Origin of the sequence: Streptomyces sp. CB02058, assembly GCF_001905505.1 — a bacterium.
Lineage (GTDB): Bacteria > Actinomycetota > Actinomycetes > Streptomycetales > Streptomycetaceae > Streptomyces.
In genome coordinates, this window is the sequence record NZ_LIPG01000003.1 from 760,414 (window position 1) to 773,332 (window position 12,919).

Annotated in this window: 7 protein-coding genes; all 7 read left to right on the forward strand. The window is 71.4% G+C overall.

The features are described 5' to 3' along the window. The first annotated feature begins 10 nt into the window (after positions 1-10). Entirely contained in the window at positions 11-3,460 is a 3,450-nt protein-coding gene (locus AMK10_RS16910) for a non-ribosomal peptide synthetase (protein ID WP_073748618.1), read from the forward strand. Between the two features lie 8 nt (positions 3,461-3,468). Continuing rightward, complete coding sequence (locus AMK10_RS16915; protein WP_073748619.1) at positions 3,469-4,992, forward strand: condensation domain-containing protein; 1,524 nt, start codon at positions 3,469-3,471, stop codon at positions 4,990-4,992. Beyond that, entirely contained in the window at positions 4,989-7,769 is a 2,781-nt protein-coding gene (uvrA, locus tag AMK10_RS16920; RefSeq protein ID WP_073748620.1) for an excinuclease ABC subunit UvrA, read from the forward strand. Before AMK10_RS16915 ends, uvrA begins: the two co-directional genes overlap by 4 nt. Positions 7,770-7,801: 32 nt before the next feature. Then, entirely contained in the window at positions 7,802-9,367 is a 1,566-nt protein-coding gene (locus AMK10_RS16925; RefSeq protein ID WP_073748621.1) for an amino acid adenylation domain-containing protein, read from the forward strand. Between the two features lie 96 nt (positions 9,368-9,463). Continuing rightward, positions 9,464-10,597 (forward strand): hypothetical protein, encoded by a 1,134-nt coding sequence (locus tag AMK10_RS16930; RefSeq protein ID WP_073748622.1) that lies wholly within the window; start codon positions 9,464-9,466, stop codon positions 10,595-10,597. A 41-nt stretch (positions 10,598-10,638) separates the two neighbouring features. After that, a complete protein-coding gene (locus tag AMK10_RS16935; protein WP_073748623.1) occupies positions 10,639-11,943 on the forward strand; it encodes a nucleotide sugar dehydrogenase in 1,305 nt (434 codons plus the stop codon). Beyond that, positions 11,936-12,916, forward strand: coding sequence for an NAD-dependent epimerase/dehydratase family protein (locus tag AMK10_RS16940; RefSeq protein ID WP_073748624.1), 981 nt, complete (start codon positions 11,936-11,938; stop codon positions 12,914-12,916). The genes AMK10_RS16935 and AMK10_RS16940 overlap by 8 nt, the downstream gene beginning before the upstream one ends. Positions 12,917-12,919: the final 3 nt, after the last annotated feature.

A 12,919-nucleotide genomic window follows, 5' to 3' on the forward strand; every position in this document is an offset into this window, starting at 1 on the left:
TGGTGCGGGGATGACCCTGATCGAACTGATGACACGGCTGAGCGCTCTCGACATCCGGCTCCGCCTGGAGGACGGGGCGCTGCGCTTCAGCGCGCCGGACGGGGCGATGACCCCGGAGCTCCGGGACCTGGTGGCGGCCCGCAAGCCGGAGATCATGACGTTCCTCAGCGGCGCGGCCCCCACCGGCGACCAGGGCCCCCGGGCGCGCGCCGGAGACCCGACGGGCACCCGGCGGCTCTCCGCGGCCCAGGAGCGGCTCTGGCTGCTGGACCGGCTGGACCCCGGCAACAGCGCGTTCAACATGCACGCGGCCGTCCGCTTCACCGGCCCGCTGGACACGGCCCGCCTGGGACGCTGCCTCGACGCGATCGTGGCACGCCACGACATCCTGCGGACCACCTTCTCGGAGGAGGCCGGACACCCCGTCCAGCAGGCCCGTCCCGGACTGACGATCCCGCTGCACGAGACCGACCTGCGCGGCCTGCCCGAGGACGCACGCCGGGCCGAGGCCCGCCGGCTCGGCGAGGAGGAGTCCGGCAAGAGCTTCGACCTGACCCGGGACGCGCTCCTGCGCACCACGCTGCTGCGGCTCGGCGACGACGAGCACGTCCTGCTGCTCACCATGCACCACATCGTGTCCGACGGCTGGTCGGTCAAGGTCATCATCGACGAACTCAACGTCCTCCATGACGAGTCGGGGCTGCCCGGCGGGGCCGCCGTGAAGCCCCTGCCGTTCCAGTACGCGGACGTCGCCGACTGGCAGCGCGAGCGGCTCACCGGCGAGGCGGCCGAGCGGCAGCTGGCGTTCTGGCGCGACCGCCTCGGCGGAGAACTGCCCGAGCTGCGCCTCCCGTTGGACCACCCGCGTCCGGCGACGACCAGCTACCGGGGCGAACAGCACCGCCGTACCGTGCCCGCCGACGTCGCGCGGAGGCTGCGGGAGCTGGGCGGAGGCGAAGGCGCCACCCCCTTCATCACCATGCTGGCCGCCTTCGAACTGCTGCTGCTGCGCCACAGCGGCCAGGAGGACATCGTCGTCGGCATCCCCGACGCCGGCCGCGTCCACCCGGAGACCGAGTCCCTCGTCGGCTGCTTCGTGAACACCCTCGCCCTGCGCACCGGCCTCGGAGGGGACCCGTCGTTCCGGGAACTCCTCGGCAGGGTGCGGGACACCGCCCTGGACGCCTACGAGCACCGGGACGTGCCCTTCGAGCGGGTGCTGAACGAGGTGCAGCCGGAGCGACGCCTCGACCGCACCCCGGTCTTCCAGGTCTTCTTCAACATGCTTCCCTTCGAACCGGCGGCTCTGCGGCTGGACGGCGTCGAGGCCGAGATCGTCACCGCGCCCGAGGTCGGAGCGAAGTTCGACCTCACGCTGTACGTCAGCGGGGACGGCCGGGAACTCACCCTGGTCCACAACGCCGACCTGTTCACCTCCGAGCGGGCCGAGGAGATGCTCGACCAGTACGCAGGTCTGCTCGCCGCCGTCGCGGCCGACCCGGACGCCCCCGCCTCGGCCCACTCCCTGGTGACCGAGGGCGCCCGTACCGTCCTCCCGGACCCGGCCGCACCTCTGCGGCCGAGCTGGGACGGCTCCCTCCTCGACGCGTTCCGCGCGCAGGCGGGGCGCGTCCCCGACCGGGTCGCCGTCACCGATCCGCAGGTCTCCTGGACGTACCGGCAACTCGCGGACCGTGCCGCCGGTGTCGCAGGCCGGCTGCGGGCCGCGGGCATCGGCGCGCACGACGTCGTCGCCGTGCCCGGTCACCGGAGCGCGGGACTGGTCGCGGCGCTGCTGGGGGTCTGGGGTGCGGGCGCCGCTTTCCTGGTGCTCGACCCGGAGGAGCCACCGGCGCGGCTCGCCGAACAGGTCCGGCAGGTGGGACCGAAGGGCTGGATCAGCCCCCTGGGCGCGGGCGACGAGCTGCCGTCCGCCCTGCGCGAGGCGCTCGACGCGAGCGCGGTGCGCCTGGTGGACGAGGACCCCGGGGCCGACGTACCGCGCGCGTTCCCCGGAACGGCCACCGGGCCCGACGACCTCGCGTACGTGGGCTTCACCTCCGGTTCCACCGGCCGTCCCAAGGGCGTGCTCGGACCGCACGGCCCGCTGGCACACTTCGTGTCCTGGTTCCCCGGGGCCTTCGGGCTCACCGACACGGACCGGTTCGCGCTGCTGTCCGCGCCCGGGCACGACCCGATGCTCCGCGACGTCTTCGTCCCGCTCTCCCTGGGAGCCACCCTCTCGGTCCCCGACTTCGCGGCGGACGGCGCCGGGCAGCTGGCCGACTGGCTGACCGAGGACCGGATCACGGTCGCCGGCCTGACGCCCGCCACGCTCGACTTCCTGCTGGCCGGCGGCGAGTACACCGGGAAGCCGAACGACGTGCTGCGCCACGTCTTCCTCGGCGGCGAACGGCTGCACGGCCGGCACATCGAGCGGGCGCGCCGCTACGCACCCGGCGTGAACTGCGTCAATGTGTACGGGGCGACGGAGACCCCGCAGGTGATGAGCACGCACCAGGTCCAGGACCCGGCGGGGGAGATACCCGTGGGACACGGGATCGACGGGGTGCAGCTGCTCGTCACCACCCCCGCCGGGCGGCAGGCCGGGATCGGTGAGCTGGGCGAGATCCACGTCCGGACGCCGTACCTGGCCGCCGGATACCTCGACGATGCCGCGCTGACCGCCGAACGCTTCCTGACCGTGCCCGGGGACACCGTCCGCCGCTACCGCACCGGCGACCTCGGGCGCTACCTCCCGGACGGCGCGGTGCAGTTCGAGGGCCGGGCCGACCGGCAGGTGCAGATCCGCGGCCACCGGGTCGAACCCGCCGAGACCGAGGCACGGCTGCGTGAGCACCCGGCGGTCGCGGACTGCGCCGTGGTCCCGGACGGCGACGAGGGGCCGGGCCGCCGGCTGGTCGCCCACATCGTGCCGGCCGGTGACCCGGCGCCCACCGCCGACGAGCTGCGCACACACGCGCGGGCCGCGCTGCCCGCGCACATGGTGCCCGCCGTGTTCGCGCCGATCGCCGCCCTGCCGGTCCGGGGCGGCAAGGTCGACCACGCCGCCCTGCCGTCCGTCGCGGGCACCGCACCGGAGCCGTCCGCGGCCTACACGGCGCCCAGGGACCGCACCGAGGAACTGCTCACGGGCATCTGGGCCGACGTGCTGGCCGTACCCCGGGTCGGCGTCCACGACAACTTCTTCGCACTCGGAGGCCACTCCCTGCTCGCCACCGTCATCACCCACCGGGTCCGGGAGCAGTTCGGTGTGAACGTGGCCCTGCGCAGCCTCTTCGAACAGCCCACCGTGGCCGGTCTCGCGAAGGAGATCGCCCAGCAGGAGCCCGGGACGGAGACGGACGCCCCCGCGCCCATCACCGCCGTCGCGCGCACGGAGGCCGGTCTCGACGATCTCCTGCTCCGGCTGGGCGATCTCACCGGTGCGGAGGACTGAGGCACCCCATGAACTGGCACCGGAAACTGGCAGCCCTCGACCCGGCCGCACGGTCGCGTCTGGCGGGCCTGATCGAGGCCGAGGGCAGCGTCTTCACGCTGTTCCCGCTCTCGTACACGCAGGAAGTCGTGTGGTGGGGCAACCGGCTCCAGCCCGGCACGCCGATGTACAACACCCCGATGGCCCTGCGCCTGACGGGCGACCTCGACGTCCCGACGCTGGAGCGGAGCCTGCGCGAGATCGTCGTCCGGCACGAGGTCCTGCGCACCACGTTCCATCTGCTCGGCCGGACCCCGGTGCAGGCCGTGAACCCGGCACCCGACCGGCTGGACCTCCCCGTCACCGATCTGCGCGGTCTCCCCCTGGACGAGCGCGACGCCGAGGCCGAACGGCTGGCCTTCGAGGAGCGGCGACGCCCGTTCGCGCCGACCGAGGACCTCCTGCTGCGCGCCGGCCTGCTGCGGACCGACGACCGGACCCACATCCTGCTCCTCACCACGCACCAACTGGCCTTCGACGACTGGTCCGCCGGGATCGCGATCCGTGAACTGACCGCGCTCTACACGGCGTTCCGCGCGGGCGAGCCGTCCCCGCTGGAGCCGCTGCCCATCCAGTACGCCGACTACGCCCTGTGGCAGCGGCGCTGGATGGACGACGCGCGGCAGGACAAGGAGTTCGCCTACTGGAGCGAACGGCTCGCGGGCCTACCGGAGCTGCTGGACATGCCGGCCGATCTGCCGAGGCCCGCGCGCCGCGGTGTCGACGCGCACGTCCACAACTTCGCCCTTCCGGACGAGCTGACCGAGGCAGTCGTACGGCTCTCCGGGGACGCCGGGGTCACCCCCTTCATGACGCTGACGGCGGCCTTCCATCTGATGCTCTCCCGGCGCGGAGGCGAGCGCCGCTTCGTCACCAGCACCCTCACCGCGAGCCGGGACAGGCCCGAAACCGGCCCGGTCATCGGTGACTTCGCGACGCTGCTCTTCCTCCCGGCCGACCTCGGCGACCACGGGCTCACCTTCCGCGAGCTCATGGTGCGGACACGGGACACCCTGCTCGACGTCCAGGAGCACGCGGGCATGCCCGCCCACCGGCTGGCCGGCCGGCTGCGGCCCCGGCGCGATCCCTCCTGCAACCCGGTCAGCCAGGCGATGTTCTACCCGGTGCGGGCCATGCACACGGTGGCCACGCTCGCCATGGCGGACCTGGAGGTCGGATACGTCGCCTACTCCAGCCCCCGCGCGGGCACCGCCTTCGACGTGGAGCTCCGGCTCTTCGAGGAACCTGGGCGGATGAAGCTCCAGTTCATCTGCTCCAGCGAGCTGTACCTGCCCGACGGAGTGGCAGAACTCGCCCGCCACTTCGCCGGACTGGTGGAGGCGGCCGTGGCCGGTCCGGAGCGTCCGCTGGACGAACTCCCGGACCCGGCCGCATCGGTCGCGCGTTCCGGGCCGCGTCTCCCGTCCGTCTCCGGTGCGGACCGTGAGACTGCACAGGACGGCCGAGGGCCGAGCGGAAGGGACGATTCATGAGCACGGCGCACGACGGCGACACCGGGGCGGACGCCCGGACGGCGAAGGACTGGATACTGCTGCGCGAGGTCCACCAGCACAATCTGCGCATCGGTGAACTGGCCATCCCCAGGCAGGGGGTGTCCGTCATCACCGGTGTGTCCGGCAGCGGCAAGTCCTCGCTCGCCTTCGACACCATCCACGCCGAGGGGTACCGCCAGTACCTGGAGAGCCTGTCCGCGTACGTGCGGCGCAAGCTGCCCAAGGTCCCCAAGCCGGACGCCGGTGAGATCACCGGTCTCAGCCCGACGGTCGCCATCGAGCAGCGGACGATCAGCCGCAACCCGCGGTCGAACGTCGGCACGATCACCGAGATCTCGGACCGCATCCGGCTGCTGTTCTCCCGGGCCGGCCACCACCGCTGCCGCACCTGCGGGGAGGACGTCCATCCGCGCGATGTGGCCGCCCACACCGAGGAGCTCGTCGCCGCGGCGGCGGAACACCCGTTGGACCTGCGGGCACCGGGTGACGGACGTGTCGTCATGGTGCTCGGGCCCGCCCCGGACGCCGCACAGGTCACCCGGCTGAGGGAACTGCTCGGCCCCGCACTGCGCGGGGACGGGCTGGACGCCTACCGGGACGGCAGCCAGGTCCGGCACGTCCGCGCCGACTGGATCTGCCCGGGCTGCGGCTCCGAGGCCCGCGCCACGTCCTCGCACTGGTTCACCCCCAACTCCCTGTCCGGCATGTGCGACGAGTGCCAGGGCCTCGGTGACGTCTTCCGCGTCGACCCCCGGCTGCTCGTCGCCGACGAGGACGAGTCGATCCGGGCCGGGGCCCTCAGCTTCTTCGGGGACCGCCGCCGCTCCAAGAAGACCTGGTGGCCGCTGCGCGAACTCCCGGACGTGCTCCGCCTGTCGGGCACGAGCCTCGACACCCCCTGGCGGCTGCTGCCCGCCGGGGTCCGGGAACTGATCCTCTTCGGCACGGCCCGCAGTCCGCTGCCGCCGGAGCTGGCGGCGGAGTTCGGCGACGGCGGGATCGAGGGGCTCGCCCCCAGCATCCAGCGCCTCTTCCGCGACGCCGACTCACCCGAGCGCAAGTCGTTCTACGAGCCGTACATGAGCTCGGTGCTCTGCACGGTGTGCCACGGCACACGGCACCACCCCGAAGCCCTGTCGGTACGCCTGGGCGGACTCAACATCGCCGAGGTCAACGCGCTGCCGGCGGCCCGGCTGGGGGGGTGGCTCGACGGCGTACGGGACGAGGTGGCCAGGACCGAACTGGCCGGGATCGGCGAGGAGCTGATCGAGCAGACCGAGATGCGGCTGCGGTTCATGCTGGACGTCTCCCTGCACTACCTCACCCTCGACCGCCCCGCCCCCAGTCTCTCCGCGGGCGAAGGGCAGCGGCTCAGACTGGCGCGGCAGCTGGGCAGCGGGCTCGTCGGTGTCACCTATGTTTTGGACGAGCCGTCGATCGGGCTGCACCCCAGGGACAACGGCCGCCTGATCGGCACCCTGCGCAGCCTCGCGGGCCAGGGCAACGCCGTCATCGTCGTGGAGCACGACCGCGAGACGATGGAGTCCGCCGACTACCTCGTCGACCTGGGGCCCGGACCGGGCAGCAGGGGCGGCCTCGTCGTCGCGGCCGGCCCCACGGCCGACGTGATCGCCGATCCGGCGTCGGCGACCGCCGCCTACCTCCGCAACGAGCTGGCGGTGCGCTCGCCCCGTCCCGGCCGCCGCACTCCCGGCGAGCGCCGGCTGGAGGTGCGCGGAGCCCATCTGCACAACCTCCGCAAGGTGGACGTGCGGATCCCGGTCGGGCTGCTCACCGGGGTCACGGGTGTCAGCGGCAGCGGCAAGAGCTCGCTGGTCACGGGGACGATCGAACCCGCGCTGAGCGACGCCCTGCGCCGCCGCGCAGCCCCTTCCGGGCCGTTCGCCGAGATGAGCGGGCAGGAGCACTTCGACCGCGTGGTCACCGTCACCCAGGACTCGCTGGGAGGTTCGAGCCGTTCCACCCCGGCCACCTACGCGGGCGTGTTCGACGAGATCCGCAAGGTGTTCGCCAGGACCCCCGAGGCGGTCGCCCGCCGCTACTCGATCGCCCGGTTCAGCTTCAACGCCGAACGTGGCGGGGGCCGTTGCGACCGCTGCTCGGGCAAGGGCGTCATCCGGATCGAGATGCTCTTCCTCGCCGACTTCACCTCCGTGTGCCCGGCGTGCGAGGGGCGGCGCTACGCCCCCGAGACGCTGGAGATCCGCCACCGGGGCCTCGACATCGCCCAGACCCTCGATCTGGAGGTGAGTGAGGCACTGCGGCTCTACGAGGACCACCCGCAGATCGCCCGGCCGCTCCAGGTGCTCTGCGACGTCGGCCTCGGCTACCTCCAGCTCGGGCAGAGCACCACGGAACTCAGCGGCGGCGAGGCGCAGCGGCTGAAGCTCTCGCGCGAGCTGACACGGCCGGGGGAGGGGCGGACGCTCTATCTGATCGACGAGCCCACGACCGGGCTGCACTTCTCCGACGTGCAGGTACTCCTCGGCGTGGTGCACGACCTCGTCGACCGCGGCAACACGGTGGTCGTGATCGAGCACAGCGCCGAGTTCGTGTCCGGCTGCGACTGGGTGATCGACCTCGGCCCGGGGGGCGGGCCGGACGGCGGCACGGTCGTGGCGGCCGGGACTCCGGAACACATCGCGCGGTCGGAGACCTCCGCGATGGCGCCGTTCCTGGCCGCCCAACTGCGTCACCTGAACAGCACGGGCGGCCGGGCCGCCGAGGCCGGCTGAGACCACGCCGGCGAGACAGGAAAGAGGAGCACATGTCGGATCCGATTCTGCGCGACGCGCCGCCGGCCGCCGCCGGAGCGCCGGACGTCGTTGCCGCGTTCACGGCGTGGGCCACGCGTGAGCCGGACCGTGTCGCGGTGGTCCTGGGCGACACTTCGCTGACCTACGGCGAACTCGACGCGGCGGCGGACCGGGTGGCACGGCGGCTGCGCTCGGACGGCGTCGGCCGCGAGCACGTGGTCGGTGTGATGCTGGACCGCACACCGCGGCTGCTCACGGCGCTGCTGGGGGTGCTGAAGGCGGGGGCGGCGTACCTTCCGCTGGACCCCCGCTACCCCAGGGCCCGGCTGGAGTTCATGCTCGCCGACAGCGGAGCCTCGGTGGTGCTGACCGAGGCCGCGGTGACGGGCGCGCGGGAGCTCACCGGCCGCACGGTGTTCCTGGACGAGCAGCCGGACGAACCGCGGCTCCCGGACGGGCCCGCCGGGGCCGCGAGCGGCGGTCCGTCCGCGTCCCCCGTGGTGGGTGCCCAGGCGGCGTACGTCATCTACACCTCCGGTTCGACGGGTGTGCCCAAAGGCGTCGCCGTCCCCCGGGCCGCGATGTCGGAGCTGCTCCTGCGGGTGGGGGAGGCGCTCGGCGCGGAGCGGCTGGAGGCCGTACTCGCGTCGACGTCCGCCTCCTTCGACGTGTCCGTCTTCGAGCTGTTCGCGCCCCTCACGGTGGGCGGCCGGGTCGTGCTGGTCGAGGACGCGATGGAGCTGTGCGACCGGCCGGTGCCCGGCGCCCTGCTCAGCACCGTCCCGACCGTCCTGGCCCAGATGGTCGCGCTGGGGGCCCTCGACCGCTCGACCAGGACCGTGCTGTCCGCGGGCGAGGCGCTGCCCGAGGCGGTGCTGCGCGGTCTGTGGGAGCTCGGCGTGGAAGAGGTCTTCAACCTCTACGGGCCCACCGAGGCCACGGTGTTCGTCATCTCGACGCTGCTGGCGGACGAACCGGGCGCCCCGCCGATCGGCCGGCCGCTCGGCTCCACCGCCGCCTATGTGCTGGACGAGCGCTTGCGTCCGGTCCCGCCCGGGACCGAGGGCGACCTCTACATCGGAGGAGCCCAGGTGGCCCGGGGGTACCACGGGCGGCCCGCTCCGACCGCCGAACGGTTCCTCCCCGACCCGTTCTCCGCCGAGCCGGGGGCGCGCATGTACCGGACCGGGGACATCGCCAGGCTCCGGGTCCACGACGGGGCACTGGAGTACCGGGGGCGCGCGGACCATCAGGTGAAGCTGCGCGGTCACCGCATCGAACTCGGGGAGGTGGAAGCCGCGTTGGCGGGCCGTCCGGAGGTGGTGCACGTGGCCGTGACGGTCCGGGAGGACATGCGCGGGGGTCCGCGCATGGTCGCCTATCTGGTGACCGCCGGCGGTTCGGAACCGGCCGCGGAGGAGTTGCGGAAACATCTGCGGAGCACGCTTCCCGCGCATATGGTTCCCAATATGTTCGTACGCCTCGAGGACATGCCGCGCACTCCGGCCGGAAAGATCGACCGAAATGCCCTTCCGAAGCCGGTCCGAGCGGGCGCGAGGGTCAAGATGTCCTCATGAACCTCCCGGCAAGTCCTGTTCAGCAAAGCTCACTTCGGCAATATTCACCTTTCGGCGAGCAGGTTTCTGCACCCTTTTTCTGGAGGTCGAGGACCCGTGCATCTTCTGGCAACCGAGCGAGACCAGTTCGAGTCCCGTCTGCACAGCTTGTTCGGAGACAAGCTGCTGCCTGTCGAGAAATCCTTCGAGGTCATCCAGCAGTTCAAGGACGGCTCGTTCGCCATGGGGCACCAGGGCCTGATGCTCTATGCGAACGGCTACAACCTCCGTGGTTCCAGCACGCGGCATCCGAACGGTCTCGTCTACCACGACGGCAATACCATCTTCGGCGTCGGCCACTTCAGCAAGGAGGGGCACATCGCCAAGCATCTGCACATCGTCGCCCCGAAGGGCGAGGGCCGGATCGAGGCCGTGAAGGACTTCATATCCGCCGTGCGCGACGCCGGACTGGCCCGGACCTCGGTCTATGTCCGTCACCTGACGGCCGAGGACCGCGACGAGTTCCTGGAGGCGGGGTTCCGGGGGATCGACGCCGACCCCTGGCACCTGGGGGCTCCGGAGGAGGACGAGACCTTCCCCAACCGCGTCTACCACCTCGAGGAGATATTCGAGGAGACGGCCGACGGGGAGCTGCTCCTCAAGAAGCTGGAGGGCGAGGAGCACCGGAAGCACCGGGGAAAGAACCGCCTCGCCTACCGCCGCTTCCAGAATTTCCTGGACCGCAATCCCGGGACGTCCTTCCATATTTCTCCCTACGGCTACGAAGAGGCCGAGCAGGAAAAGGCCCAGGGGATTGTCGAGGGCTATTTCGCCAGCCGCAAGGAGCGCGGTGCGGTGGTCGGCTCCACCCCTGAGGACTACTACGCACTGATTCGCCAGAAGCCCGGTGGCACCAACGAGAAGGACTACTTCTCCTACCTCGGTCTGATGCGCACGTCCGACGGCGGCGAGATTCCCGCCCTGTTCTTCTCCGGTGAGCGGGTGAGCGACCGCAGGGCGTCGCTCTACTGCACCATGACGATGAGATTTCCCGAGCGTCTGAACGGCCTGCTCCAGGACAGCACGGGATTCACCGCCATTCCGCAGTTCGCCTGGCTCAACGTCTTCAAGCTGATGTGGCGCCAGGGCATCCGCGAGATCGACGCGGGCGGCTCCGAGGTGAAGGGGCTGGACGATCAGAAACGACAGCTGGGCGGGAAGGCCGAGAAGACCCACTGGGTCGTCGGCTGACGTCAGGCTTCCTGCCACTCCCACACCGAGGGGTTACTGCGTTGAATTCACGTACGTCATACGCTGATTACGATGTCTGCGTCGTCGGTCTCGGGTACGTGGGCATCACGCTCACATCCGCCCTGCTGGCCCGAGGGAAGAGGGTTCTCGGCTACGAGGCGAACAAGGCCGTGGCCGAGGACCTCGCCGCCGGCCTGGTCCAGCTCTCCGAACCGGGCGTCGAGGAGATGGTCCGCGAGCACGCGGGCGGCAACCTCCGCGTGACCGCGGAACTGACCGGCGAGCAGCTGCCGCCCACGGTCATCATCTGCGTCGGCACGCCGATCGCCGCCGGTGAGCAGCGCCCGGACCTGACGCAGCTGGAGGCGGCCGTCGCCGGCATAGCCCCCGGTCTCCGGGACGACACGCTCGTCATCGTCCGCAGCACCGTCCCGGTGGGCACCTCGCGCGGGCTCGTCCTGCCGACGCTGCGGCGGCACGTCGACGAGCCGCTGCTCGCCTTCTGCCCCGAGCGCACCATCCAGGGCCAGGCGCTGGCCGAGATCCTCTCGCTGCCGCAGATCGTCGGCGGCCTCGACGAGGAGTCCGTACGCCGGGCGTCGGAACTCTTCGGATCGCTCACGCCCGACCTCGTGCCGGTCTCCTCGCTGGAGACCGCCGAGATGATCAAGCTGATCTGCAACTGCCACACGGATCTGATCTACGGATTCGGCAACGAGGTCGCGCTGGTCGCGGAGCACCTGGGCCTCGACGCCATGGAGCTGATCAACAGCGCCAACACCGGATATCCGCGGCCGGATCTGAGCAAGCCCGGTTTCGTGGGCGGCAGTTGCCTCACGAAGGACCCCTATCTGCTGATGCACGCGCTGGAGGGGCACGACCACCGCCCGACGATGGTCGCCGCCGCCCGTTCGCTCAACGAGTCGATGCCCCGCCGCGTCGGTGAACGCGTCCTCGCCAAGCTCTGGGAGGGCGGCTGCGACCCGGCCGGCGCACGCGTACTGCTCACCGGCTTCGCCTACAAGGGGCGGCCGGAGACCGACGATCTGCGCGGCGCCCCCTTCGAGGCCCTGCTGGAGCTCCTCCGCGGCCGTGTCGGGGAGATAGTCGGCCACGACTTCGTCGTCCCGGACAGCAGGCTCGAAGAGCTGGGGGTCCGCCCCGTGTCCCTGGAGGAAGGGTTCACCGGGGCGCACGCCGCTCTCGTGCTCAACGATCATCTCTCCTACGGGCAGCAGGACTTCACGTCCCTGATCGCCCGGATGCACCAGCCCGCCGTGGTGTACGACACCTGGCGCGTCATTCCGTCGTCCCTTCCGAACGTCATGAGGCTCGGCCATGCCTAAGAAGATCCTGATCACCGGCGGAGCGGGCTTCATCGGTCTGCACCTGGCCCGCCGTCTCGCGGCGGAGCACGACGTCACGCTGCTCGACGACTTCAGCCGCGGACGCGTCGACCCGGACCTGGAGGAACTGCGGCGCAGCGTCACGGTCATCACGCACGACCTGACTCTTCCGATGCCGCAGGACCTGCCCCGGGACTTCGACGAGGTCTACCACTTCGCCGCCGTCGTGGGAGTGCAGTACTCCAACGAGGAGCCCGAACGGGTCCTGCGCACAAACCTGCTGACGACCATTCACCTCCTGGACTGGTTCAGCGGCCTCGACGGCGCCACACTCTGCTTCGCCTCCTCCAGCGAGGCCTACGCGGGCAGTGTGGAGGCCGGCCAGGCGCCGATCCCGACACCGGAGGGCGTGCCCCTCGTCGTCGCCGACCCGACCGTTCCCCGGTCCTCGTACGGCTTCAGCAAGATCGCCGGCGAGGTGCTCTGCCGCAACTACGCGGCCGCCCACGGCTTCCCGCTGCGCATGGTCCGCTTCCACAACGTGTACGGGCCGCGCATGGGGTACGAGCACGTCATCCCGCAGTTCATCGAGCGGCTGCTGGCGGAGAAGGACCCCTTCGAGGTGTTCGGAGCCGACCAGCGCCGTGCCTTCTGCTACGTGACCGACGCGGTGGAGGCCGTCATCGCCCTCACGGCGCTCCCGGACCGGGAGACGCTCCTCGTCAACGTCGGCAACGACGAGGAGGAGATCCTCATCGAGGACCTGGCGAAGAAGGTGTTCGCCGTGGTGGGCCGGAACCCCGCCCTGGCCGCGCACCCCGCCCCGCCCCTGTCGCCCGTCCGCCGGCTGCCGGACCTCACCCTCCTCCGGGAGCTCACCGGTCACCGGCCGAAGGTCGGTCTCGAGGAGGGCCTGTCCCTCACCTACGCGTGGTATCTCGGGGCGGCCGCCGAACGCATACAGGCGGGGTGAAGC